This is a genomic window from Streptomyces sp. A18 (genome assembly GCF_059026065.1).
The window spans coordinates 1-25,819 of sequence record NZ_JBWLKL010000013.1; the positions used below are offsets into that span (position 1 = coordinate 1).

The 25,819-nt window shown below is 70.0% G+C and carries 23 protein-coding genes; 10 read left to right on the forward strand and 13 right to left on the reverse strand.

Going from position 1 to position 25,819, the window contains the following annotated elements; translation table 11 throughout:
- From AC5P1C_RS21405 to hemG, 6 genes are all read left to right on the forward strand, one after another.
- The coding region (locus tag AC5P1C_RS21405; RefSeq protein WP_493867492.1) for a nitrate reductase subunit alpha at positions 1-2,889 on the forward strand (2,889 nt) is incomplete at its 5' end.
- Positions 2,889-4,484: a nitrate reductase subunit beta gene (narH, locus tag AC5P1C_RS21410; protein WP_493867493.1), complete on the forward strand. Its 1,596-nt coding sequence runs from the start codon at positions 2,889-2,891 to the stop codon at positions 4,482-4,484. The genes AC5P1C_RS21405 and narH, both read left to right, overlap by 1 nt.
- Entirely contained in the window at positions 4,481-5,173 is a 693-nt protein-coding gene (narJ, locus tag AC5P1C_RS21415) for a nitrate reductase molybdenum cofactor assembly chaperone (RefSeq protein WP_493867494.1), read from the forward strand. The genes narH and narJ overlap by 4 nt, the downstream gene beginning before the upstream one ends.
- Entirely contained in the window at positions 5,170-5,898 is a 729-nt protein-coding gene (narI, locus tag AC5P1C_RS21420; protein WP_493867495.1) for a respiratory nitrate reductase subunit gamma, read from the forward strand. Before narJ ends, narI begins: the two co-directional genes overlap by 4 nt.
- Positions 5,895-7,139: a TIGR04053 family radical SAM/SPASM domain-containing protein gene (locus tag AC5P1C_RS21425; RefSeq protein WP_493867496.1), complete on the forward strand. Its 1,245-nt coding sequence runs from the start codon at positions 5,895-5,897 to the stop codon at positions 7,137-7,139. Before narI ends, AC5P1C_RS21425 begins: the two co-directional genes overlap by 4 nt.
- Positions 7,127-8,503 (forward strand): protoporphyrinogen oxidase, encoded by a 1,377-nt coding sequence (hemG, locus tag AC5P1C_RS21430; protein ID WP_493867497.1) that lies wholly within the window; start codon positions 7,127-7,129, stop codon positions 8,501-8,503. The genes AC5P1C_RS21425 and hemG overlap by 13 nt, the downstream gene beginning before the upstream one ends.
- 51 nt (positions 8,504-8,554) lie before the next feature.
- Here the strand turns inward: hemG and AC5P1C_RS21435 are convergent, their stop codons facing one another.
- The 5 genes from AC5P1C_RS21435 to AC5P1C_RS21455 form a co-directional block, all read right to left on the reverse strand.
- Complete coding sequence (locus AC5P1C_RS21435; RefSeq protein WP_493867498.1) at positions 8,555-9,688, reverse strand: winged helix DNA-binding domain-containing protein; 1,134 nt, start codon at positions 9,686-9,688, stop codon at positions 8,555-8,557.
- An 84-nt stretch (positions 9,689-9,772) separates the two neighbouring features.
- On the reverse strand, positions 9,773-10,504 hold the full coding sequence (locus AC5P1C_RS21440) for a GNAT family N-acetyltransferase (RefSeq protein ID WP_493867499.1): 732 nt from the start codon (positions 10,502-10,504) through the stop codon (positions 9,773-9,775).
- Positions 10,501-11,364, reverse strand: coding sequence for a class I SAM-dependent methyltransferase (locus AC5P1C_RS21445; protein ID WP_493867500.1), 864 nt, complete (start codon positions 11,362-11,364; stop codon positions 10,501-10,503). The genes AC5P1C_RS21440 and AC5P1C_RS21445 overlap by 4 nt, the downstream gene beginning before the upstream one ends.
- 63 nt (positions 11,365-11,427) lie before the next feature.
- Entirely contained in the window at positions 11,428-13,110 is a 1,683-nt protein-coding gene (locus AC5P1C_RS21450; protein WP_493867501.1) for an MFS transporter, read from the reverse strand.
- Between the two features lie 155 nt (positions 13,111-13,265).
- Entirely contained in the window at positions 13,266-14,324 is a 1,059-nt protein-coding gene (locus tag AC5P1C_RS21455; RefSeq protein WP_493867502.1) for an NAD(P)/FAD-dependent oxidoreductase, read from the reverse strand.
- 95 nt (positions 14,325-14,419) lie between these two features.
- Between AC5P1C_RS21455 and AC5P1C_RS21460 the strand changes: the two genes are divergently transcribed.
- Both AC5P1C_RS21460 and AC5P1C_RS21465 read left to right on the forward strand, forming a co-directional pair.
- A complete protein-coding gene (locus AC5P1C_RS21460) occupies positions 14,420-14,989 on the forward strand; it encodes a helix-turn-helix domain-containing protein (protein ID WP_493867503.1) in 570 nt (189 codons plus the stop codon).
- Between the two features lie 159 nt (positions 14,990-15,148).
- The gene (locus AC5P1C_RS21465; RefSeq protein WP_493867504.1) at positions 15,149-16,027 is read left to right on the forward strand and encodes a class I SAM-dependent methyltransferase; all 879 of its coding nucleotides are present in this window, start codon (positions 15,149-15,151) and stop codon (positions 16,025-16,027) included.
- 230 nt (positions 16,028-16,257) lie between these two features.
- Here AC5P1C_RS21465 and AC5P1C_RS21470 read toward each other — a convergent pair whose 3' ends face one another.
- Positions 16,258-16,923 (reverse strand): histidine phosphatase family protein, encoded by a 666-nt coding sequence (locus AC5P1C_RS21470; RefSeq protein ID WP_493867505.1) that lies wholly within the window; start codon positions 16,921-16,923, stop codon positions 16,258-16,260.
- Between the two features lie 310 nt (positions 16,924-17,233).
- Positions 17,234-17,665: a VOC family protein gene (locus AC5P1C_RS21475; RefSeq protein WP_493867506.1), complete on the reverse strand. Its 432-nt coding sequence runs from the start codon at positions 17,663-17,665 to the stop codon at positions 17,234-17,236.
- Between the two features lie 81 nt (positions 17,666-17,746).
- Between AC5P1C_RS21475 and AC5P1C_RS21480 the strand changes: the two genes are divergently transcribed.
- A complete protein-coding gene (locus AC5P1C_RS21480; protein ID WP_493867507.1) occupies positions 17,747-18,418 on the forward strand; it encodes a GntR family transcriptional regulator in 672 nt (223 codons plus the stop codon).
- A 252-nt stretch (positions 18,419-18,670) separates the two neighbouring features.
- Positions 18,671-20,014: a phosphatase PAP2 family protein gene (locus AC5P1C_RS21485; RefSeq protein ID WP_493867508.1), complete on the forward strand. Its 1,344-nt coding sequence runs from the start codon at positions 18,671-18,673 to the stop codon at positions 20,012-20,014.
- Between the two features lie 74 nt (positions 20,015-20,088).
- On the opposite strand, the gene AC5P1C_RS21490 is transcribed toward AC5P1C_RS21485, so the two are convergent.
- The 6 genes from AC5P1C_RS21490 to AC5P1C_RS21515 form a co-directional block, all read right to left on the reverse strand.
- Positions 20,089-20,742, reverse strand: coding sequence for a DNA alkylation repair protein (locus tag AC5P1C_RS21490; RefSeq protein WP_493867672.1), 654 nt, complete (start codon positions 20,740-20,742; stop codon positions 20,089-20,091).
- Between the two features lie 122 nt (positions 20,743-20,864).
- On the reverse strand, positions 20,865-21,848 hold the full coding sequence (gene ku / locus AC5P1C_RS21495) for a non-homologous end joining protein Ku (RefSeq protein ID WP_493867509.1): 984 nt from the start codon (positions 21,846-21,848) through the stop codon (positions 20,865-20,867).
- Positions 21,849-22,103: 255 nt separating this feature from the next.
- Entirely contained in the window at positions 22,104-22,367 is a 264-nt protein-coding gene (locus AC5P1C_RS21500; protein ID WP_493867510.1) for a GlsB/YeaQ/YmgE family stress response membrane protein, read from the reverse strand.
- Positions 22,368-22,452: 85 nt separating this feature from the next.
- On the reverse strand, positions 22,453-23,706 hold the full coding sequence (locus tag AC5P1C_RS21505; RefSeq protein ID WP_493867511.1) for a cation:proton antiporter: 1,254 nt from the start codon (positions 23,704-23,706) through the stop codon (positions 22,453-22,455).
- 91 nt (positions 23,707-23,797) lie between these two features.
- Positions 23,798-24,397 carry a flavodoxin family protein gene (locus AC5P1C_RS21510; protein WP_493867512.1) on the reverse strand — a complete coding sequence of 200 codons (600 nt, stop codon included), beginning with the start codon at positions 24,395-24,397 and terminating at the stop codon, positions 23,798-23,800.
- Positions 24,398-24,590: 193 nt separating this feature from the next.
- Positions 24,591-25,802, reverse strand: coding sequence for an FUSC family protein (locus AC5P1C_RS21515; protein WP_493867513.1), 1,212 nt, complete (start codon positions 25,800-25,802; stop codon positions 24,591-24,593).
- Positions 25,803-25,819 lie beyond the last annotated feature (17 nt).

Consider the following 25,819-nt stretch of genomic DNA (forward strand, 5'->3'; position numbering starts at 1 on the left):
GCCTACCTGATGATGTGGGGCTCGAACGTCCCCGTCACCCGTACCCCCGACGCGCACTGGATGGCCGAGGCCCGCTATCGGGGGCAGAAAGTCGTCACGGTCTCCCCCGATTTCGCGGACAACACGAAATTCGCCGACGAGTGGATGCATCCGCATCCCGGGACGGACGGCGCACTCGCCCTCGCCATGGGTCACGTCATCCTCAAGGAATTCTTCGTCGACCGGCAGACGCCGTTCTTCCAGGATTACGTTCGGCAATACACCGATCTGCCGTTCCTGATCACCTTGCGGAACACCGAGCAGGGGCTCGTTCCGCACAAGTTCCTGAACGCGTCCGACCTCGGTGAGTCCACCGAGAACGCCCTATGGAAGACCGTTCTCGTCGACGACACGACCGGCACGCCCGTCGTCCCGAACGGAACGCTCGGCCACCGGTGGGGCAGCAACGAAACCCCCGAGTGGAACCTCGACCTCGGCGACACGGTCCCCCGCCTCACCCTGTACGAGGAGGAGGGCGCGGACACCGCGGAGATCGTGCTGCCCCGCTTCGAGGAGGACGCGGACGCCACCGTACGGCGTGGCGTGCCGGTCCGGCGGGTCGGCGAGCACCTCGTCACCACCGTCTTCGACCTCATGCTCGCCCAGTACGGCGTCGCCCGCGATGGCCTGCCCGGCCAGTGGCCCACCTCCTACGACGACGCCTCACAGCCCGGCACCCCCGCCTGGCAGGAGACCCTCACCTCCGTCCCGGCCGCCCAAGCAGCGCGCGTGGCACGGGAGTTCGGAGAGACGGCCGAGCAGTCGCGAGGCCGCTGCATGATCCTCATGGGGGCGGGCACCAACCACTGGTTCCACTCCGAGACCATCTACCGCGCCTTTCTCGCCCTCCTCACCCTCACGGGCTGCCAGGGCCGCAACGGCGGCGGCTGGGGCCACTACGTCGGACAGGAGAAGTGCCGCCCGGTCACCGGCTGGGCCACCCTCGCCGGCGCGTCGGACTGGGGCCGACCGCCCCGCCACATGATCGGCGCGGGCTGGTTCTACCTGCACACCGACCAGTGGCGCTACGACACCCTGCCCGCAGAGTCCCTCGCGTCCCCGCTGGCCGACGGCCACTTCGAGGGGATGAGCGGGGCCGACTGCCTCGCCGCGTCCGCCCGCATGGGCTGGATGCCTTCCTACCCCACCTTCGACCGCAACCCCCTCGAACTCGGCGACGCGGCGGACCCCGTTCAGCACACCGTCGACGAACTCAAGGCCGGGCGGCTGAAGTTCGCGGGCGAGGACCCGGACGCTCCGCGCAACTGGCCCCGCGTCCTCACCGTATGGCGGGCCAATCTGCTCGGCTCGAGCTCCAAGGGGAACGAGTACTTCCTCAAGCATCTGCTCGGCACCCATTCCAACCTGCCCGACGACGGCCCGCGTTGTGCGCCGCGTGACGTGACCTGGCATCCGCAGGACGTCGAGGGAAAACTCGACCTGCTGCTCGCCATGGACTTCCGGATGACGTCCACCACGCTCCTTGCCGACGTCGTGTTCCCGGCCGCCACCTGGTACGAGAAGCACGACCTCTCCTCCACGGACATGCACCCCTTCCTGCACGCCTTCACCCCGGCCGTCGACCCTCCCTGGCAGGCCCGCTCGGACTACGACGCCTTCCTCGCACTCGCCCGCCGGTTCGGCGAACTCGCCGCCGAACACCTCGGCGTACGCAACGACGTGGTCGCGAGCGCGCTGCAGCACGACACACCCGGCGGGGAGATGGCACAGCCCGGCGGGGTCGCCCTCGACTGGTCGAAGGGCGAGTGCGAGCCGGTGCCGGGGCGCACCATGTACAACCTGACCGTCGTGGAGCGCGACTACGGCGCCGTCGGCGAGAAGTTCGCCGCCCTCGGCCCGCTCGTCGACACGCTCGGCGTCACCACCAAGGCCATCACCTTCGACGTGAGCGAGGAAGTCGCCTATCTCAGGGAGAAGAACGGCACCGTACGAGGCGGGATCGCCGACGGCCGCCCCCGCCTCGACACCGCCCAGCGGGCCTGCGAGACGATCCTCTCGCTCTCCGGAACCTCCAACGGCCGCTTGGCCACCCAGGGCTTCGAGACCCTGGAGAAGCAGGTCGGCACCGAGATGGCACACCTGGCGGCCGAGGCCGAGGGCAAGCGGATCACCTTCGCCGACACGCAGGCCCGTCCGGTGCCCGTCATCACCTCGCCCGAGTGGTCGGGCAGCGAGTCCGGGGGACGCCGCTACACCGCGTTCACCGTCAACACCGAGCACCTGAAGCCATGGCACACCCTCACCGGCCGCCAGCACTTCTTCCTCGACCACGACTGGATCCACGAGGTCGGCGAGGCGCTGCCCGTCTACAAACCGCCGCTGAACATGCACCGCCTGTACGGGGAGCCGGAGTTGGGCCGCGTGGACGAGAAGACGGTGGCGGTGCGCTACCTCACCCCGCACAACAAGTGGGCCGTGCACTCCATGTACCAGGACAACCTGTACATGATGTCGCTCGGCCGCGGCGGCCAGACGATCTGGATGTCGCCGCAGGACGCCGCGGCGATCGGCGTCGCCGACAACGACTGGATCGAGGCGGTCAACCGCAACGGCGTCGTCACGGCCCGCGCGATCGTCTCCCACAAGATGCCGCCCGGCACCGTCTACATGAACCACGCCCAGGAGCGCACCGTAGGTGTCCCGCGCACCGAGAAGACCGGAAAGCGCGGCGGCATCCACAACTCGCTCACCCGCGTGATGCTCAAGCCCACCCATCTCATCGGCGGCTACGCCCAGTTGACGTGGGCGTTCAACTATCTCGGCCCGACCGGCAACCAGCGCGACGAGGTCACCGTCGTACGCCGCCGCGCCCAGGAGGTGCAGTACTGATGCCCCGTGACGGAGTCACCAAGAGACGAGTGATGGCTCAGATCGCGATGGTGATGAACCTCGACAAGTGCATCGGCTGCCACACCTGCTCCGTCACCTGCAAGCAGGCATGGACCAACCGGCAGGGCACCGAGTACGCCTGGTTCAACAACGTCGAGACGCTCCCCGGCCAGGGCTACCCCCGCCGCTGGGAGGACCAGGAGCGCTGGAAGGGCGGCTGGGAGCGGACTCGCTCCGGCAAACTGCGACTGCGCTCGGGAAGTCGCATCAAGCGCCTGGGCAACCTCTTCGCCAACCCCGACCTGCCCGGCATGGACGACTACTACCAGCCCTGGAGCTACGAGTACCGCAATCTCACGGATGCACCCGCTGGGGACGACCTGCCCACCGCACGGCCCGTCTCGCAGGTCACCGGCGCTCCCATGGAGAAGATCGAATGGGGCCCGAACTGGGACGACAACCTGGGCGGCGCCCCCGAACACGGGCCGCGCGACCCGATCGTGGAGAAGATCCGCGACGAGGTGGGCGAGAGGATCCGCTTCGAGTTCGAGCAGTCCTTCATGTTCTACCTGCCCCGCATCTGCGAGCACTGTCTCAACCCGGCGTGCGTGTCCGCGTGCCCGTCCGGCGCTATGTACAAGCGGACCGAGGACGGCATCGTCCTGGTCGACCAGGACACCTGCCGGGGCTGGCGGATGTGCGTGAGTGCCTGCCCGTACAAGAAGGTCTACTTCAACCACACCACCGGCAAGGCAGAGAAGTGCACGTTCTGCTTCCCGCGCGTCGAGGTCGGTATGCCGACGGTCTGTTCCGAGACGTGCGTGGGGCGGATGCGCTACCTCGGGGTCCTGCTGTACGACGCCGACAAGGTCGCCGAGGCCGCCGCCGTCGAGGACGAACACGACCTGTATCCCGCCCAGTTGGAGAGCTTCCTCGACCCGCACGACCCGGCCGTGCAGGCCGCGGCGCGCACGTCCGGCATCAGCGACGAGTGGCTCGCGGCGGCCCGCCGCTCCCCCGTGTACGACCTGATCGCCACCTACCAGGTGGCCCTGCCGCTGCACCCGGAGTACCGCACGATGCCGATGGTCTGGTACGTGCCGCCGCTCTCCCCCGTCGTCGAAGCGGTCGCCGCGTCCGGGCACGACGGCGAGGACGCGGGCAACCTGTTCGGGGCGATCGACGCGATGCGCATCCCCGTCGAGTACCTGGCGGAGATCCTCACCGCCGGGGACACGGCCGTCGTCGACGCCGTGCTGCACCGAATGGCCGCCATGCGCGCGTACATGCGGCGCGTCAACCTGGGCGAGGAGCGCGACGAGCGGATCGCGCAGGCCGTCGGCCTGACGGGGGTCGAGATGGAGGACATGTTCCGTCTGCTCGCCGTGGCCAAGCTGGAGGACCGCTTCGTGGTGCCGAGCGCGGCACACGCGGACGCGGACGCACTCGCCGAAGCCCATCCGTTCGAGGACCCGGCACACGATCCGGCGCACGACCCGGCACAGGCTGCCTGTCCGGTCGCGGGACTGCCCGACGCCTCGGCATCCCCCGGCCGTGTGCTGCTCAACCTCGGAGCCACCCGGAGGAGCGCATGACCCCGCCCGTCGCCGCGCCCGTGGCCTCGCCGGTCACCGCGGACACCGTCACGCGGCTGATCGCCGGCCGCTGTCTGGAGTACCCGGAGTCCCGCCTGTACGCGGATCTGCCCTTCCTCCGCGCGGCACTCGACGATGCCTCCCCGCAGGCAGCCGCCCTCCTGGCCGAATTCCTCGATCACGTCGCCGCCACCGACCCACTGGACCTGTGCGCGCACTACACGGCCACCTTCGATACCCGCAACCGCCGCTGCCTGTACCTCACTTGGTGGGCGGACGGCGACACCCGCCGCCGGGGCATGTCCCTCGTACGCGTCAAGCAGATCTACCACGAGCACGGCCTGCGGTACGCCGACGAGGAGCTGCCCGACTTCCTCCCCGTCGTCCTCGACTTCGCCGCCCGCCGCCCCGATGCGGGCACCGAACTCCTCGAGGAGCACCGGGTCGGCCTGGAGCTGCTGCGCCTGGCGGTGACCGCGGCGGACACCCCGTACGGAGCGGTCCTCGAAGCGCTGTGCGGCACCCTGCCCGGCCCGTCCCCACAGACCAAGGAGGAGGCCAAGGCGATGGCACGCAAGGGGCCGCCGCAGGAACTCGTCGGCATCGGCTCCCCGCTGGAGCCGTTCGGCCCCGGCATCGACCTGCCCTGGCCCACCGTCAACGGAACCTCCGAAAGGCCGCCGGCATGACCGATCTGCTCCTGTGGGGCGTACTGCCCTACGTCTCGATCGCCCTGCTGATATCGGGCACCCTCTGGCGCGCCCGCTACGACCGGTTCGGCCGGACGAGCCACTCCTCGCAGCTCCACGAGTCACGGCTGCTGCGGATCGGTTCGCCCCTGTTCCACTTCGGCATGCTCTTCGTCGTACTCGGCCATGTGGTGGGCCTGTTGATCCCACAGAGCTGGACGGACGCGGTCGGCGTCAGCGACCACACCTATCACCTGGTCGCGGTCGGCACCGGCGCCGTCGCGGGCGCGGCGGCGGCCGTCGGGATCGGGCTGCTCGTGTACCGCCGCCTCAAGGTGCCCGCCGTGCGCCGGGCCACGCTGCGCAGCGACCACCTCATGTACACCTTCCTGCTCGGCGCGATCGTCCTCGGCCTGCTGGCCACGATCCTCAACTCGACCGGTGCGACGGATGGTTACAACTACCGCGAGGGCATCTCCCCTTGGTTCCGCTCGTTGTTCACCTTCTCGCCGGACTACACGCTCATGGCGGGTGCTCCGCTCGCCTTCAAGCTGCACATCCTGTTCGGCTTCACGTTGTTCGCGCTGATCCCCTACTCGCGGCTCGTGCACATGTTCAGCGCGCCGGTGCGGTACGTATGGCGGCCGTACGTCGTCTACCGCAGCCGCGACCCCAAGCGGCTCACGCCCGGTCCGGAGCGGCGCGGCTGGGAGCGGGTCCGATGACGACCGCAGCGCCTCGAAGGGCGACCGCAGCTCCCGGAAAGCTGGTGCGCACACCCCGGCACGCCGTCGCGGACCGCCCGTTCCTGGTCATCTGGGAGGCCACCCGCGCCTGCCCGCTGGCCTGCCTGCACTGCAGGGCCGAGGCCGTGACACGGCGCAGTCCGCACGAACTGGACGGGGTTCAGGCCCGCGCGCTGATGGACCAGATCGCTGCCTTCGGGCGGCCCCACCCGCTGTTCGCCATCACCGGAGGCGACCCCTTCCAGCGCCCCGACCTCTGCGAACTCATCGCGTACGGAACGGAATTGGGGCTGCGCGTGGCGGTCTCGCCGTCCGGTACGCCCACCCTCACGCGGGAGAATCTGACGGCGGTACGGGACGCGGGTGCCATCGCGCTCTCGCTCAGCGTCGACGGGTCGACCGCCGCGCGGCACGACGCCTTCCGGGGCGTCGACGGGGTCTTCGACCTCACTCTCGAGGGCTGGCGCACCGCCCGCGAGCTGGGCCTGAAGGTGCAGATCAACACCACCGTCTCGCGGCACAGCCTCGACGACCTGGCCGACATCGCCGCCCTGGTCCACCGCGAGAAGGCCATGCTGTGGTCGGGCTTCCTCCTTGTGCCCACCGGGCGCGGCGCCGCGCTCGACTCGCTCACCGCCGCCGAGACCGAGGACGTACTGCACTTCCTGTACGACTGCGGTGCGTTCATGGCCACCAAGACGACCGAGGGGCACCACTTCCGGCGGGTCGTCCTCCAGCGGACCGCGCTCGCCGAACGCGGCGAGGCGCCCCCTACCGGAGCGCTGCACGCACGGCTCGCGGCGCGCGCGGGAGCGCTCGGGCTCTTCGACGGCGTGCCGCGTGCTGTCCGCCGACCGCCCATGGACGTCTCCTCGGGGCGCGGCTTCGTCTTCGTCTCGCACACCGGTGATGTCACCCCCAGCGGATTCCTACCGCTGTCCGCGGGCAACACCAAGGACCGCCCGCTGACGGACATCTATCGGACGTCTCCGCTCTTCGTCGAACTACGCGACCCCGAGCTGCTGCGCGGCAAGTGCGGCCGCTGCGAGTACCGGACCCTGTGCGGTGGCTCGCGCTCGCGCGCGTACGCCGTCACCGGCGACCACCTCGCGGCCGACCTCTGGTGCGCGTACGAGCCCCCGGTGTCCTCTTCGTCTTCCTCTTCGTCTTCCTGTTCCTGTTCCTGTTCCCGCGACAAGGAGTCGTCGTGCGCTCTGTGATCATCATCGGCGGCGGCATCAGTGGCCTCGCCGCCGCCTGGGAGTTGCGCGGCCGGGCCGATGTCACCGTCATCGAGGCCCACGACCGCGTCGGCGGCAAACTGCGCACCGGCTCACTCGCGGGCGTACCCGTGGACGAGGGCGCCGAGTCCGTCATGGCGATGCGGCCCGAGGCCGTACGGCTCGCGGAGGAGACCGGCCTCGGCGACGCCCTGCGCGAGCCGGCCTCCGCACCCGTCACCCTGTGGACCCGCGATGCCCTGCGGCCGCTGCCCGTCGGGCACTTGATGGGCATCCCCGCCGACCCGTCGGCCCTCGACGGCACCGGCCTGCTCTCCAACGAGGGGCTCGCCGCGCTCGCCCGCGAAGAGGCGGTCCCCGCGCGCCCCGTCGACGCGGATGTCACCGTCGCGGGATATCTCGTCCCCCGGATCGGCCAGGAAGCGGTCGACCGTCTCGTGGAACCGCTGCTCGGCGGGATCTACGCGGGCCGCACCGACCAGCTCTCGCTGCGCTCCGCTATGCCGCCCGTCGCGGCCGTCGCCGCCTCCGGCGATTCCTTGCTCGCCACCCTGCGCCGCCGCACGCGATCGCAGCAGCCGGGCCCCAGGCCGAGCCCGGTCCGCGGCATAGCGGGCGGCACCGGGAGGCTGCCCCTGGCGGTGGCGGCCGCCGCCGGTGCACGCGTGCTGACCCGCAGCACCGCGCTCGCCCTCGAACGAGCCCCGGGCGGCGGCTGGCGTGCGCACGTCGTCACCGGCCAGGGGCCCGTGACGTTCGTTGCCGACGCGGTGATCCTGGCGCTGCCCGCGCCGGCCGCGGCCTCCCTCCTGGGCCCGCACTCACCGGCAGCACGGGCCGAGCTCACCGCGGTCCGGTACGCCGGATCGGCCGTGGTCACCATGGCGTTCGCCCGTACGAAGTCGGGTCCCTACCCGGAGCTGAACGGTTTCCTGGTCCCGCCGGTGGACGGCCGCACGGTGAAGGCCGCCACCTTCCTCTCCCACAAGTGGGCCTGGCAGCGGGACGAAGCGCCCTCGAAGCTGATCATGCGCACGTCGGTGGGTCGGATGGGCGAGGAACACCTCCTGGACCACGACGACCGTCATCTCACCCGGCTCGCACTGGCCGCACTGTCCGCCGCCGTGGGGCCGTTGGGCACTCCGCTGGCCACGAAGGTCACCCGCTGGGGCCAGGGCCTGCCGCAGTACGAGGTGGGCCATGCCGACCGCGTCGCCGCGATCCGGGACGCGACCGGCAAGCTGCCGGGCGTCGAGCTGTGCGGAGCGCTGTACGAAGGGGTGGGCATCGCGGCGTGCGTCGCCACGGGCCGAGCGGCGGCGCAGCGGCTACTGGCGGGCTGACGGACGCACACCTCTGCGTGGGTGAAGTCGGCACGGCTGACGGCGAACCGGCTACAGAATCCGCACCTCGGCCTCGGGGAGCTTCGTCCACCAGTGGTGGTACCGGCTGTAGACCGCCGTCTCGCGGTCACTGAGGAAGGCCGTCAGTGACCGGGCTTCCTCCGCGAGTCCGGCCCAGGTGGCGGGTGCCAGCGGGTGGAAGGCCGTGACCTCGATGCCGTCCTCCACCGAGCGCCACACTCCGGCGACATGGCCGTCGACCAGCACGGTGGGCAGTACGTCGCCGTTGCGCCGGATCACCCGAGGACGGTAGGCCGGAGGTATCAACCGGCCTCGGTCGGAGTAGGCCAGCAGGACGCTGTCCCACATGGCCATGAGCCGGGGAGGTGCGGGGGTGTCCGCGGGCGGCCGGGACGAACCCGGGAGGTCGAACAGCACATCCTTGTCCGGGCCTTGGAGTTGCTCCACGGTGTCACCCAGGGCGAGGAGTGCCGCACGGACGGGTGCCCTTTGCACCATGGCGAACTGCGCCATGTCCGGGACCGAAGCGGGCCCGAACCCCGCCAGGTAGCGCAGGATCAAGGCACGCAGCGCGTCAGGATCCATGGCCCGGCCCGCACGCGCCGGCCCGCTCGGGGCCGCGACGAACGACGGCCGATGGCCGAACGACCAGGGCGCGCCCGTCGGGGCATGGTGCAGGGGTGCGTACCCCTTCAGCCCCCACCACGCGCCGTCCTTCTTTTCGGCGCCGAGCCGTTCCTCGACCCATGCCTGCACCTGTGCCGAGGTCCGCGGCTCGCGGGCGAAGGCCAGCAACTCCGCCACCAGTTCGTCGGCGTCCGAGGGGCTCAGTCCCGCGTCGGCGAAGCGGAAGCCGAGCCGGGAGGCGTGCAGCGTGGGCTGCATCGCCGCACGGAAGACGGGATAGTCGTCTGCGTGCACGGCGTGCAGCGTGATCCTCATCAGGGTCGCCTTGACGATCGAACGCCCGGTGAACGCTGCGTCGAGGTCGTCCGCCGTGAACCCGGTGAGCCTGTTCCACAGCGCGAGGTACGGCGATGCCGGGTGCTGCGCCTGGAGCGCGACCACGCGCCGTACCCCGTCCTGGACGGTCAAGGGCTCACGTTCAAGGAGCAGTTGGCGGCTGAGGGTTGCTCGGTTGAGTTCGCGCGCGCTGATCTTCACAGTCCGGGATTCTGCCCTCCCCGCGCGCCTCGGACCAGGCGATGGCTCACCGGCTCCGGCCGGCGCGCCGCCGGCCAACAGCGGTCAGGTCCCGGCCGCCGGAACGGCGGCGGGGCGCGACGGCTCGGCGGTCGCGCCCCGCAGGGCCTTCCAGTCGTCCTCGAGGATGGAGTACTGGACGATGTCGTGCCACACCCCGTCCACGTGGCCGTAGTGCCGCAAGCGTCCCTCCCGCACCATGCCCGCCTTCTCGATGGCCCGCTGCGCAGCGATGTTGGAGGGCATGAAGCCCGACCACACGCGGTGCAGCCCGAGCCGGTCGAAGCCCAACACGCCCAGCAGGAAGCCGATCTCGACGCTGTGGCCGACGCTGACGCGGTCGGCGCGCAGAGCCAGACCCACCTCCGCGCTGCGGTAGCCGACGCGGACCATCCCGCCTTCGCCCGACTGGTCCTCGACGATCAGCTTCGCGGAGCCGATCAACTCGCCCGTGGCGATCTCGCTGACGCCCAGCCGGTAGTGCGAGCGAGGAGTCCGCCGGGCACCGGCCCTGGCCTGCTCAACGAGCGCCGAGGCCTCGGCACGGCGGAAGGGCGGCATGCCGAACTCGCGGGTCGTGCGGGGGTCACCGAAGATGCCGAGCACGCCGTCGACGTCGCTGGGCAGGAACTCCCGCAGTCGCAGCGTGGCGCCTTCGATGAGAACCCCACGCTGCTCCGGCTCCCGCGGCGGCCGTTCGTCGACCGGCGCCTGGCCCGGGTCTCGCGGAGCCCACAAAGGGGCTTGCTCCCGCTCGGCTTCCAGGCGATCCGTCATCTGCTGACTCCTTGGTGATGTTCCGACAGACCGAACGACACGCGCGTGACCCAGAGGGGTTTGCGCGTACGGATCGCCGGAAGAAAGTTGGCCAGGGGCAGGACCCACCCGCAGAGGAGGCCCCGGCCCCGTGGTTCGCGTACCGCTCGTACGGCGGCGATGTTCGGATGCACCGCGCGCAGCTTCCGCTGCTCCCTCGGCGTCATCCCCCAGAGCATGGGCGGCGGCCGGTACCCGGCGGGGTACTTCCACCGCCCCCGTTCGGTGCGGGCGGCCATCCAGGCGGGCGGGGTGTCGAAGACCAGTTCCGCTCCGGGGAAGCGGGCGGCGCAGGCTTCGATGAGCCGGTGCACCACATCCCGAGGGAGATACATGAGCATCCCCTGGGCGAGGATCAGTACCCCGCGCGTGGCGTCGACCTCGTCCATCCACCCCGCGTCGGTCGCCGAGCAGGACAGGGTGCGGTGGCGCGGCTCGTCCGGCAGCAGCCGCTGCCGCAGCGCCGCGACCTCGGGCAGGTCGACCCCGATCCAGCGCACCCTGCCGTTGTCCACCCGCCAGAACTGCGTCTCCAGGCCTTCCCCGAGCGAGACGACCGTGCCGTCCGGGTGATCCTTCAGGAAGCGGCGCACCTCTCGGTCGTAGCAACGCGCCCGTACCGCCATTCCTTGCGCCAGGCCCCAGTTGCCGGTGCCGAACCGCCGTTCAAAGGGGAAGTCGACGGCGTCGATCACCTCGATCGCCTTCGGGTCGAGCAGGGCCGAGCCAGGGTCCTTCGCGGCCAGAGCGCGGTGGTGCAACGTCCATAGCGTCGTCTCGGCGACGCCATCCAGCTTGGCCTTCCGCTTCTGTCCGTCCATCCGGCGATGGTCACAACTTGGGCGGCGGCCCAGCAAGGAGCGTCACTCGTGCGAGCGGATAGATCACTCCTTCAGTTGGGATTTCGTGGCCTCGGCCCTTTCGCGCTCGACGGTTTCGGCGTTCTCGGCCGCGTCCTCCGGTATGCCGACCGCGCCCCGCGGTCCTCGGGCAAGGACGTAGACGAACAGGGCGGCCATGACGCCGACGCCTGCCCACATGGCCTGTTGCCAGCCTTCGACGAACGACTCCTGGGCGGCACGGATCAGCGTCTGGGCCTGCGTACCGGCGCCGTCCGCGGCCTCAACGGCGTTGGCGACTCCTTCGCGTGCGGTGTCGGCGGCGCCCTGGGGGACGCCTTCGAGCCGGGAGTCGATGGCGCTTCGGTAGCCGGAGGACAGCAGCGCGCCGAGCAGGGCGATGCCGAGCGCGGTGCCGAACTCCCGTGTGACGTCATTGAGTGCGGAGGCGACACCCTGGCGCTCACGCGGCAGGGAGCCCGTGATGGCCTCGGTCGAGGGCGTCATCGACAGACCCATGCCGATGCCCATGGCGAGCATGCCGGGCAGTACGGAGAGGTAGCCGCCGTCGACGGAGACGAAAGCGGCCATGAGGCCAAGTCCGGCGCCCGCCAACAGAATTCCGGCCGCCATGGTCGACCGGGCCCCGATGCGCGCGGCCAGTTGGGGTGCAAGGCCCGAGGCCATCATCATCAGTACGGCCATGGGCATCAGCGCCAGCGTGGACAGTAGGCCCGACCAGCCCAACACGGCCTGGAAGAACGGGAACAGGACCACGAAGATGCCTGCCTGTACACCGAAGACGACCAGGAGCGTGACCGAGCCGCCTGCCAGCGAGCGCTCCTTGAACAGGCGCACGTCCAGGAGCGCGGCGTCCCGTCGGCGCAACTCCCAGGCCACGAAGCCGATGGCGGCCATGACACCGATGACGAGGCCGAGCAGGGTCGCAGCAGCGGTCCAGCCCCGCTCGGGTCCTTCCTGCAGGACGAAGATGAGCCCGACCACCGCGACGACGGAGGTGAGCGCGCCGACGGTGTCGAAGCTGCGCCCGGACGTCTCACGGGAGTTGGGAACGGACCGCAGCGCCATGGCGAGGGCCACGACGACCAGCACGACCGGCAGGACGAAGAGCCAGCGCCAGCTCGCCAAGTCGACGAGGGCAGCGGAGAGGAACATTCCCAGGACACCGCCACCGCCGGCGACGCCGGTCCACACGCCGATCGCCCGGCCGCGTTCCTCCGCGGGGAAGGTGGAGGTGATGACGGCCAGGGTGATCGGCATGATCATTGCAGCGCCGACGCCGCTCACCAGGCGTGCGGCGAGCATGACTTCGGCCGACGAGGCGAGCGGGGCCACCACGTTGGCGACGCCGAATATGGACAGGCCGGCGAGCAGCATGGGCTTGCGTCCCCAGCGGTCGCCCAGCGCGCCGAGCGGCAGGAGCAGTGCGGCCAGGCTGAGGGTGTAGATGTTGATGATCCACAGGACGGTGCTCTGCGAGGCGCCGAAGGCGACGGCGAGGTCGGGCTGGGCCACGTTCAGCCCGGTCACCGAGGCGATCACTGCCATCAAGGCGATACAGACCGCGATCAGAATGGTGCGACGGTGGCGCGCGTCCGGGACGCCCATACCGCCGCCCGGTGCGCCGCTGGGATCGGCGGCACTCAGCTGTGGAGACGGCTTTGGGGGAAGCTGTGGGGGCAGTTGAGGGGGCTGGTTCGTGCTCATGGATTCCTCTCCAAGGGCAGGTCCAAGGCCATGCCCAAGGGCAGGTACAAGGCCAGGTACAAGGGCATGCGGAGATCAGCGCCCCATCAAGCGATGGGGCGCAGCAGGGGTGATGGGTCGAGAGCGGGCAGCGCCGCCGGGGAATGGGCGGGTGGTCAGGCGTGGGTGAGCAATCGCTGTGTGGCTGCCAGGGCCGCTTCGGTGTCGGCGGCGGCCAGATCAGCGTTCATGTGGGCGCCGGCCAGGGCACCTGCCGCGGCCGATGCGCCGACCTGGGCGGCCAGGTCGGTGGCGTTGCCTGCCACCCACACTCCCGGCACATCGGTGGCGCCGGCCTTGCCGGTGGCGAAGTGGCGACCCATGCCGCCGGGCAACTCCTGCATCGGAAGGCCCAGTTCGTCCAGTCCCTCGGTGCGGGCCTCCATGGTGGTGGCGACGGCTAGGACACGCCGGGGCACCAGCTGCCCGTCGCTCAGGCGTACGCCCGCGATGCCACCGTCCTCGGCGGTCACGACCTCGCTCACCGGGGTGTCGACGACGCGGATGCCGCGGGCGGTGAAGCGCACACGGGTGTCCTCGTCGAGGTCGGTGCCGCGGGTGAAGTAGACGAGGTCGTCGGTCAACTGCCGGAACAGCAGCGCGTGGTGGACCGAGGCCGGGCCGACGGCGATGACCCCGATGGGCTCGTCGCGCACCTCCCAGCCGTGGCAGTACGGGCAGTGCACCACCCCGTGTCCCCAGTGCCCCGCGAGCCCGCGAACGTCGGGAAGGACGTCGCGCAGTCCGGTGGCGACGAGCAGGCGGCGCGCCGACAAGGTTCTGCCGTCGGCAAGGGTGACCGTGAAGCGCCGATCCCCCTCGGCGGAGGGGACGGCCGGGGCAGCGGTTGCCACTTCCCCGGTCACGACGAGGCCTCCGTAGCGGCGCACTTCCTCGCGCCCTCGCTGCAGCAGTTCGGCCGGCGGGATACCGTCGAGGCCGAGCAGTCCGTGGACACCTTCGGCGGGTGCGTTGCGCGGGGTGCCGCTGTCGATCACGACGACCGTACGGCGGGAGCGGGCGAGCATCAGTGCGCCGTTCAAGCCCGCGGCGCCACCGCCGATCACCACGGCGTCGACGGTCTCGCCCGGCAGCTGGCCGCTCGCATGCACAGCAGTGGCCTCAGTGCTCTCAGTGCTCTCAGTGCTCTCAGTGCTCTCAGTGCTCTCAGACATGGCTTCGCCCTTTCCTTCGCGCGAACCCCCCGCGGTTCGGGGGCTGCGGTCACGACGATAGGCGCGACTTGCGGACAGGGCATATGATGTTGCCTATGACGCAAGACAATGGCGAGATGGACAGCCTGGTACGCAAACGGATCCGTGCGCTGCGCGTGGCGCAGGGCTGGTCCCTGGAGGAGCTGGCCACCCGGGCATCGGTCAGCCAGTCCACGCTCAGCCGCATCGAGAACGGTCAGCGCCGCCTGGCCCTGGACCAGCTCGTCACGCTCGCCCGAGCCCTGGACACCTCCCTGGACCAGCTCGTCGAGACGGCCACCGATGACGTCATCACCAGCCCGGCGATCGACGCGGCCCATGGGGCCATGCGCTGGCCGATCAAGGCGGAGCCCGGCATGAGCGTCGTACGCCAGCGCATGACCGACCCGCCGCCCGACAGCCCCTCACGCATGCGCGCTCATCCGGGCCGCGAATGGCTCGTCGTCCTGTCCGGCACCGCGGTCCTGCTGCTGGGCAACCGGCGCCTGCGTGTCGAGACCAATCAAGCCGCGGAGTTCCCCACGATGCTCCCCCACGCCATCGGCGCCGAGGGCGGACCGTGCGAGATCATCGGCATCTTCGACCGCGACGCCCGCCGCGGCCACCAACGCGGCGAGGACACGTGAGCAGCGGGCAGTCCCCGCACACGCCCGGCAGGATCGCGATGACCGGACCGCACCGCGATGGTCGGCAGGTTTGCGCGGGCGGCAGCGCGGACGGCCATCTTCTTGCGCACTCCGGGATCCATGGTGCCGCCGGGGCATGACCGGCCTAGCGTCGCTGTCATGAACCACACTTCCTCGTACGCAGCCCACGCCCACGCCGCCGACGCCCACCACGGTCCGCACCACGACCAGGACGCCGACGGCCAGGCGGAGATCCTCGATCTGGACGCCGAGGTACTCGCCGAGCACATCGCGTCGATCACCGCGTGGCTGCCCCTCGAGAAGGCGCCGCGCTACATCGTCGACCTGGGATGCGGGACGGGGGCAGGCACGTTCGCCCTGCTCGCGCGCTTCCCGGAAGCGGAGGTGACCGCCGTCGACGCGTCGGCAGGCCATCTGAGCCGCCTGCGGGCGCGGGCCGAAGCGCTCGGAGTGGCCGACCAGGTGCGCACGGTGTCGGCCGATCTCGACACCGACTGGCCCGAGCTCGGCCACCCCGATCTGGTGTGGGCTTCGGCGTCGATGCATCACATGGCCGACCCCGACCGCACCCTGCGCAAGGTCCACGACCTGATCGCGCCCGGCGGCCTGTTCGCCGTGGTCGAGCTGGCCGGCTTCCCGCGCTTCCTGCCCCCCGACGCCCCGGAGGAGCGGCCCGGCCTCGAGGACCGCTGCCACGCAGCCCTCGCGCACCACGACGCCGAGCACGTGCCGCACCGCGGAGCCGACTGGGGCCCCAAGCTGGCGGCCGCCGGGTTCGCCGTCGAGGGCGAGCGCGCGATCACCGTGAACGTCGAGGGCTCCCGGAGCGAGGCGGTGGGCCGGTACGCACTCAGCAGCCTGAAGTTCTTGCGCGACAGCGCCACCCACTCTCTTTCCGCCGAGGACCTCCGCGCCGTCGACCAACTGCTCGACGCCGAGAGCCCGCTCAGCATTCTGCGCCGCGGCGACCTCGCGGTGCGCACCGAACGCACGGTGTGGGCGGCGCGCCGCGCCTGACCCTGCGAGAAACAAGAAGGGCGGGCCCGCCACGTGCGAACGGAAACGGGCCCACCCACAGCGTCCTCGGGAACGCATGCGGCCACCGTACGATCACCCGAGCCGACGCGCATGCCGAGCGCGGATGCCTGAGGCGTTCCCGCACCTTCGAACTACTGGCGCGCGCCGGGCTGAAGGCGGAGGACGGCCAGCCGTTCCTCACGACAACCGTGTCTCAGGACAACCATGTCTCAAGCCACCGGAACGGTGACTTCGCCTGTCGGCCCACTGTCCTCGGGAGAGTCTCCTTCCGGGCCCAGCGGGCGTCCCTCCCACACCAGGGCCCGCCAGCCCTCATCGGGTGAGCCCGTCAGGATGACCACGCCGGTGTTGCCCAGCGGGTGGCTCGACGCGTACGCCACGTCCACGTTGACCGCACGAGCGGCGACCCATGTCCGGATGGCGGCGCCATGGCTGACCATCGCCACCGTGTCCGCTCCCGTGGCGACCGCCTCGGCGACGACGGCGTCGAAGCGCCCCATTGCCTCCACGCCGTTCTCACCACCGGGCATCCGGCGCTCGGTGTCGCCCGCGGACCAGGCGAAGGCGGTGTTCATATAGACGGCTGCGGCCTCCTCGTCGCCACGCATCTCCAGATCCCCGGCGCTCAACTCCCGGATCCCGTCCCGGACCTGGACCTCCAGCCCGGTCGCGGCAGCCAGCGGCGCGGCGGTCAATTGGGTGCGCAGCAGCGTGGAGACGTACAGGGAGTCGATCCCCTCCCCCGCCAGGGCCTCCGGAAGCGCCGCCGCCTGGTCCTGCCCCAGCGGCGTCAGCGCCGGTCCCGGTGCCCCGGTGTCCAGGAGGTGCTTGAGGTTGGACGGGGTCTGACCATGACGTATGAGCAACAGACGCATTGCGGGGACTACCTCCACTGGACGGAACGATCTCTTCCACTCTGCCACCCGAGGCCTCCGCTCTGGCGCAGGGGCGAACCTGACGACCTCAGGAAGCCATGCCCAGCGGCAGCGCCCGTCAGGCTCTGACCACGCAGAGAGGAGTGCTGCGGGACGGTTTGATCAGGCCGGCGCGGAGCCCCGCCATCGGGAGCGTCCGGGGAAGCGAAGTCGACGGTCCCTCCCGAAACCAGAAGATCGGTGAGGCCGCTCCGGCGCAGGAATCAATCGCGATGACCGTCGCGCGGCCGCCGTCCAACCGCCGCCCTCCTCAGGCTGCGAACACCTGGGAGTCATCGGCGAACGCCTTGAACTCCAGGGCGTTGCCTGCCGGGTCGAGGAGGAACATCGTCCACTGCTCGCCGGTCTGGCCCTCGAAGCGGACGTAGGGCTTGATGACGAACTCGGCGCCTGCCGTGCGCAGCCGGTCGGCGAGTTCCTGGAAGGCGGGGATCGTCAGGATCAGTCCGAAGTGCGGCACAGGGACGTCGTGGCCGTCGACCGGGTTGTGTATGCGCTGGGCGCGCTCCGGCGCGAGGTGGGTGACGAACTGGTGGCCGTGCAGATTCCAGTCCACCCAGGTGTCCGCGCTGCGGCCCTGCTCCAGGCCAAGCACCTCGCCGTAGAAGTGACGCGCGGCGGCGAGGTCGTCGACCGGCATGGCCAGGTGGAACCGCGGGATCGGGGAGTTGAGCACGGTCATGACATGCCTTCCTGCCGTGGACTGGAGCGTGGAGGCCAATGTTAACATTCGGACAATCATCGAGGAGGCGCGGAACCGGACATGAGTGAGCAGCGCAAGGTGACCCCGGCCCGCCGTCGTGGCCTGGCCGATGAGGTCGCGGACCGCATCCGCGAGGCCGTCTTCAGCGGGGCCTACGCCCCGGGCGCGCAGCTGCGCGAGGTGGAGCTGTCCGGCGACATGGACGTCAGCCGCGGCCCCGTGCGGGAAGCCCTGCGGCTGTTGGAGCGCGAGGGTCTGGTCCACTGCGCGTGGCACCGGGGCACGACGGTGACGACCCTGTCCCCCGAGGACGTCGCCGAACTCGACAGCCTGCGCGGCGCCCTTGAAGATCTCGCCGTCCGTCAGGTCATCGCTCGGGCCTCGGACGAGGCCCTCGCCTCCGTCGCGAAGAGCGCCGACCTGATGGAGCGGGCCGCGGACGCGCACGAGATGGTGCGCCACGACATCGCCTTCCACGACGCGGTGTTCGCCGCCGCGGGGCACCAGCGCCTCACCGACGCGTGGGACGGCATCCGGTGCCAGGTCCACCTGTTCCTGCTGACCCGGATCGGCCGCAGCACCGAGGGCTACCTCGCCCGCGTGCCCAGTGAGCACCGCGGGCTCGTCGCCGCGCTGCGCGCACGCGACACCGGCGCCGCCCTCGACCTCTTCGCCGCGCACCGCCGCCTTGCCGTCGACGTGGTCACCGGCTCCACCACCGACGCGGACTGAGCGCCGCCGGTCACCCGTCCCGGCCGACCGGCTCGCAACAAAGGCTCGGCGGATGTCCCGACCGGTTCAGCCGATTCACGCTTCCGTAACCCGCCGGACCCATGCGGATCGCTCAGCTAACATGATCGAACTCACAACGAGTGCCCTGATCGCCCGTACTTCACCGCAAAACACTGCTATCTAGCACAAAGAGTGAGCTATTAAATAACATCTAACAAATCGGCCAAACCATTGATATCTATACCATCCGAAATGTTTTCACGGAAAAACGCCACAAAGCTGTTCGCCGCGTGGCGTCAGCCACGGGCGATCCTGTGGACCGCGGCAGTCGTGGTGGCCCTCGGGTTCCTCGTCGCACTGGAGATCGCCGCACGTCACTACGGCGTGCGGGGGCCGATCGCCAACCAAGTGCGTGAGGTGGTGTTCGCGCCCAAGTCCGGGCCGCTGCTGTACGCCTCCATGGCCTTGATGATGGTGGTGCTCACCTGGCGGCAACGACTCATCGCGGCAGGTGTCGCGGTCGGCATCGACATCGTCTTCTTCCTGGTGCGCTGGGCCGTCGGCGCCGACATGATGTTCGGCAACGGCGCACTGTGGGTGATCTTGGGCTATGCGGTCATCGCCGTCACGCGCCGTACCGGCCAGGAACGTGTCCTGCTGCTGAAGGGCGTCGGGCTCGGCCTGCTGCTCGTGGCCGGGCGCAAGACGGGCGACATCTGGCTGCTCATCACGTCCGAGACCCGCCCGATGGTGCTCGACCAGTACGTGGCCATGGCCGATCACGCGCTGGGCAATCCTTCGTGGGTGGTCGGCAGGCTGGTCTCGGCCACCGGCCCGGTCGGCGCGCACGTTCTCGACTACGTCTACATCCAACTCGCGGTGGCCGCGGTCATCGTCGCGCTGTACCAGCTGCGCAATGTGGCGGTCGAACGCCGCTTCCCGGGCCACCACCTGGTGCGCACGTTCCTGGTGATCGGCCTGCTCGGGCCCGCCATCTACATGATCTTCCCGGTGGTCGGACCGATCTTCACCTACGGCACGGGCGCCTTCGGCACCGGCGGCGAGCACTGGGCCCTCGCCAATCTATGGCCCAATACGCCGCCACCGATCGCCGCCCCGCACGAGATTCCCTTCGACGAGATCACTCCGCGCAACTGCATGCCGAGCCTGCACACGGCGTGGGCGACCACGATCTTCATCCACTCCCGCAAGGGGCCACGCCTCCTGCGCTACGCGGGTGTGTTCTGGCTGGTCGCGACGCTCGGCGCGACGCTGGGATTCGGCTACCACTACGGCGTGGACATCATCGCCGGTGTGGTGTTCGCCTTCACGATCGACGCCGCGCTGCGCTCACTCGACCGCGGCTGGGACCGAGCGGGAATCCAACTGGTCGTCTACGGCACGACGGTCTTCGCTCTGCTCTTGGTGTCGTATCGCTTTCTGCCGATGCAGATGGCCAAGCATCCGTGGCTGTTCGGACCGCTGCTCATGCTGGCGATGATCTCGGTGATCCACGGCTACGTACGGACCACCAAGCTGTGGGAGCCGAAGGCCGCACCCACGCAGCAACCGGAGCCACAGCCCGAACCCGTGTGAGGCGGGTGAAGCGCGTGGCGTCGATCTCTCGGCCGACCGCTTCCCGGGTGACGCCGGGAAGCGGGAACCGCCGGTCAGGCCACCGTCGCGTCCTGCTTTCTGCGCACCATCTCGGTGATCCAGGTGGGCGCGTACGGGGACGTGCAGCCCGGGGAAGTCGGGTAGTCCTTGAGCACCTCCAGGCGCTCACCGATGTCGAGCGCACGGGCGCGGTGCTCGGCGTGCTCGATGCCGATCTGAGCCAGGCAGTGGTTCATCGCCCACTGCAGCCGGTCCGGGGCGTCCTTCATCTCTGCCTCGACGACGTCGAGCAGTCCTGTCAGGTCGAGGCCCTCGGGCTTCTTCGCCACGCGCTCGGTGGTCAGGGCCCAGCCGGCACTCGCGACCACGGGATCCGGATCGGCCGTCCAAGCCACGCGCAGCTCTTCGGCGTGCGGGTTCTTCTTCACCACGTAGTTCACGAGCCAGTCGTGCACCTTGGGCGTGCGCGCCTCGCGCAACATCGCGTCCAATTCATCCCGCTCGAACGCCTTGGGGCGGCAGACCAGGAGCGCGAGCAGTCTCGCCGCGGTGTCATCCGTCCGCCAGAGCTCGCGCGCGAGTTCCTGCTGCGTCTTGAGTCGCTTGGCGATCGCGCGCAGTTTGCCGAGGTTCACACCGTGATCGTCACCGTGTCTCTCGTTCACCTCGCGCGCCTTCGGGTCCTCCAGCTCCGCCAGCTCGGCCATCACATCGGCCACCACCGTCTCGGCCACCTCAGCCTCCCATCCCCACCCGTTCCTGTCCTCACCTGCGGGATTCAGCCTACGAGGGAACCGGCCAGGCAGGTCACCCGCTTCAAGGACCTTCCCTAGGCCCCGCGCTTCTTCGCCGTCGTCTTCTTGCCGGTTGCCGTCGTCTTCTTCGCCGTGGACTTCTTGGAGGCGGTCTTCTTCACCGTCGTCTTCTTGGCGGTCGTCTTCTTGGCGGTCGCCGTCTTCGCGGTGGTCTTCTTGGCGGACCGCTTCTTCGGCAGCTCGTGGACGGTCGCGTCCTTGCCGCTCTCGCTCCGCGAAGCCTTCGCCTTGGACACGGATTCCTGGAGCGCGGCCATCAGGTCCAGGACCTGCCCGGCCGGTGCCTCCTCCTCGTCCGGCTTGGGCGGCCTCTTCCCACCGGCCTTCGCCCGGATGAGCTGCTCCAGGGCTGCGGTGTAGCGGTCCGTGGCCCAGTCCTGGTCGGCGATGCCATCGGTGGTCATGGAGTCGATGAGCAGCACCGCCCTGTCGATCTCCTCGTCGCTCACGTCGACCGCCTTGGGCGCCAGCTCCTGCGGATCCCGGACTTCGTCGTCCCACTTCATGGCGTGCAGCAGGATCACGCCGTCCTGCACGCGGAGCAGACCGAGGCGCTCCCTGCCGTGCCACGCGAATTTCGCGACGGCGGCCTTGCTGTTCCTCTCGAGGGCTTTGCACAGGAGCAGGTAGGGCTTGGTGGCCACCTGCCCGTCGGCCTCCAAGTAGTAGCCCTCCCCGATGCGGATCGGGTCCACGCTCTCGTACGGCACGAACGCCGCGATCTCGATGGCCTTCGCGGTCGGCAGCGGCATTTCGCCGAGCTCCTCGTCACTGACCGCGACGATCGTGTCCTTGCTGACCTCGAACCCCTTGCCGATCTCGGCGTTCGTGAGCTGCTTGCCGTCGAGATCGCAGATCTTCCGTGTGCGGACCCGGCTCATGTCCTCCAGGTGGTACTGGTGGAACGAGATCGAGTGGTTCTCGGTGGCGGGGAGCACCTTGATCGGGATCGTGACCAGGCCGAACGAGATCGCGCCGGACCAGACGGGGCGGGGCATGAGGTACCTCCAGAGCAGCCCCGAGAGGGCCAGGCTATGGCCCGCCTGCGACGGCGGCACGTCGGGATGGCATGCGCGGCCCGGCAGGGCGGGCGCACCCGCGGCCGTACGCAGTGACGTAGGGGCCACGGCGAGGAGCTTGACGCCTGGCTCGACGGCACCGGGCCCGCCCCCCTGGGAGAGAGCGGACGGCTATGCCTGACGGCGGTCAGCGCGGTCCGGCGTACCACTCCCCCGCCGACGGCTGCCCCGGCGTCAGTCGAGCCGCTTCACCCTGCTCAACGCGGCGACGCCCAGCGCCGCGAGCCCGATCTGGATGAGCCACTCGACCCAGTCGACGCCGTCGGTGTCCGCCACGTCCAGACCCGCGGCGACGGCCGTACCGACCAGGGCCGCCGCGATGCCGACGACGAGCGTCCAGAGAATGCCGATGTGCTGCCGCCCCGGTACGACGAGCCGCCCCAGTATCCCGATGACGGTGCCGATCACCACAGCACTGATGAGACCTGAAATCTCCACGATTGCCCCTCTGTTGGCGCCCTCTCACCGACCGAGTGCCCCTGGACCGGACGGATAGGCACCGCTCCCGCGGCCCGGCGAGCCGTCAGCCGTAGCCGGTTCTGTCCAGGCGCCTGAGCACGGGTGAGGCCGCCGCCCCGTGCAGCATCACCGACAGCAGGACGACGAACGTCACCACCGCCCACAGCTCCTCCTGGAACGCGCGGAGATCCTCCTCTCCCAGGGCGTACGCCAGATAGAAGACGGACCCGATGCCCCGGATGCCGAAGAAGGAGGTCACCACGCGTTCGCCTGAGGTGGTCCTCCCCCGCAGTTGGGCGATCCAGCCCGTGAGCGGACGGATCACGAGCAGGACCAGGACGGCCGTCACCGCGCTGCCCCAGGAGAGGGCGGAGAGACCGCCGCAGGCGATGAACCCCCCGATGAGGAACAGCACACCGGCCGTGAGCAGCCGCTCCACCTGTTCCATGAAGGTGTGCATCACCACCTGGTAGCCGTGGGCGCGCTCGGCGGACCGGATCGCGCAGGCCGTCGTGAACACGGCCAGGAACCCGTACCCGTGCAGCACTTCCGTGAGGCCGTACGAGAGAAAGGTCGCCGCGAGCGCGACGAACCCCTCCCTGTGCTCGGACAGCCGCAGCGCTTCCCAGCCCGCCCGGAAGAACATCCAGCCGAGCAGCCGGCCGACCAGCAGGCCGACCGCTACGCCGACCGTGACGCGCACCGCCAGGTCGCTCCACAGCCAGTGGCCCACCCACTCGCCCGACCAGCCCGTCTCCGTGGCGGCGAACATCGCGAGGGCCGCGAGGACCAACGGGAAAGCCAGTCCGTCGTTGAGGCCCGCTTCGCCGGTGAGGGCGAAGCGCACCTCGTCCTCGTCGTGCTCGCCGTCGGTCGGCTCACCTACGCGGACCTCCGCGGCGAGCACGGGGTCGGTCGGTGCGAGCACCGCGCCCAGCAGGAGGGCCACGGCCGGCGGCCAGCCCACCAGGCCCCAGGCCACGAGGGCGGTAGCCGCCACGGTCAGGGGCATCGTGATGCCCAGCAGGCGCCACGCGGTCGACCAGGACCCGCGGCCGAACGGTCTGTTGATCGCGAGCCCCGCCCCCATCAGGGCCACGATCACGGTCACCTCTGTGAGGTGCTCGAGCCACGCCCTGTGCTGGTAGGGGTCCAGGTCCGGAAGCCCGGTCGGCAGCAGATAGACGAGGAACCCCACGGCCAGAAAGACCATGGGCATGGACATGGGCTGGCGCGCCACCAGCCGGGGCAGGACCGCGGCGAGCAGGGCGCCGAGCCCCACGCAGGCGTACCCGACATCCGCAGCAGTCACTTCCATCTACCGGCACCTGTTCTCGTCGTCATCTCCCTCTCCGCCACCTGCTCCCCCCTTCTGCATGGCGGGAAGCGGCCCGATGGACGTGGGGATGTCAGGGTGCCGGGTAGGGCTTTCGGCCCAGCAGCTCGGCCAGGTGGAAGGCGTTGACCGCGAGGGCGTGCGTGGACGAAGCGACGGCGTCGGGAGTCTCGTCGAGGTCCTGGTAGTCAGTGCCCTGTTTGGCCTCGCCCACCCAGTAGGTGACCGCCCAGGGTGCCAGCGAGAAGCCGAGGTCGTTGCAGGCCTGGAAGACGTCGGCGCTCACCTTGTGGGCGCCGTCCTCGTTGCCCACGACTGCCACCGCCGCGACCTTTCCGTACATCAGGGGCCGACCGTCGTCGTCGGTCTCCGACATGTCCGCGTTCAGACGTTCCAGGACCCGCTGACAGACGCTCGACGGGTGCCCCATCCAGATCGGCGTGGCGATCAGCAGGATGTCGGCCCCCATCACCTTCTCGCGCAAGGACGGCCAGGCGTCGCCGTCGCCCAGGTCCACAGCGACCCCGGGGCGGATGTCGTGGTCGGCCACCCGGACCGTCTCGACCTCGACACCCAGCTTGTCGAATTCGGCCATGACCTGATCGGACAACGCGTGGCTGCTGGACGGCGTGGGCGAGGAATTCAGGGTGCAGACCAAGGACAGCGCGCGCATGAGGAGCTCCATTCGTCGGTGGCAGACGTCGTTGCCCTGTGAGGCGTGCCCACTTGGATCAGGCCTAATCGGGTGACCGCGCGACCGAATCACCTGCCGGACCCCTCATGGAGAATCTGCCGATAGTGGGAGCCGATAGCGGGAGCCGACGCCGAGAATCACCGAATTCCAGGGTGGTGAGCCTTTATAGCGCTCACGCCTTTTGGTCAACGTACCGTTCGAGCACATAGCAGGCGTGCTGGAACTCCTCCATGAGGCGGGTGGCCTCGACGACGAGAACTCCGTACGGGCGAGCCGGGTCGGCCAGCGGGAGGCCGGCCCGGCTCGCGCCGTCGGTCACGTTCCGGCAGTGTCCCCGCGCTTCGTCGGCCAGGTCTCGCAACTGGCGGGCCTGCTCCGCGAGGGAGTCCTCGTCCAGGTCGCCGAGCACCTGGGCGATCTGCGCGAGAGCCTCGAGGAAGTCGGCGTAGCCGAGGAGGAAGGCCCGGTCGTCGTGCCGGCCCCCCTCCTCCTCGTGCCACTGGTGCAGGCTGCGCGTCAGGGAGGCCACTTGGTACAGCGAGCGCTCCAGGGCTGCCAACACCGCGCCGTACCCCTCGAAGGAGGTCCTGCCCCGATGCCTGCGCAGCAGCCGCCGGGGGTTGTAGTAGAGGCTCTCCTCCGCCGTACGGAAACCGTCCCTGGCCTGCGTGATCAGCCCTCCGGTCTGCTCGGCCCTCCTGCGCCACTGCCGGCAGCGCTCCTCGTCCAACTCGCCCTCGCGCAGCACCGGATACATGTCGCTCATCAGCTCCCCTAGGGCGGTGGACAGCGAGCGGATCCCGTACTCGGCGCTGCGGTAGCGCATCGGCGGGGCCACCGTGACGTTCACGACGACGCCGATGCCGCAGCCGATGAGGACCAGCAGGATGATCTGCCCGAGCTGGGAGACCTTCTCGGTCGCGGACGTGGCGGCGGCATACGTGGAGAAGGCGAAGAACGCCGCCGTGGCGACCTGCGATCCTTGCGCGCCGAGTGCGGGCCAGCGTCCGATGGACAGGCCCACCAGGGCGACAAGGACGAACGTCAGCAGGTCGGGTCCGCCCAGGAACCCCAGGCCCGCCACCATGGCGACGCCTGCCGCCACCGCCGCCAGATAACGCAGCGACTGCAGTAGGGACTGGTACACCGTCACCTGCATGATCAGCACCGCGGAGAACGGCGCGAACGCCGGTGACGGCGCATCGAGCGCGTAGTAGGAGACCACCCAGGCCAGGGTCGCGGCCAACGTGCTCTTGAGGACGAGGAGCAGGGCATGGCGCTCGTACCCCGGCACCTCCCGGGCCCGCTGCCACCATTGCCGCACGCGGTCGAACCACCCCTGGGCCGCGACGTCCGTCCGCTGCCCTCCGCCCTCGCCGGCCATGCACCGACTCCGATCCG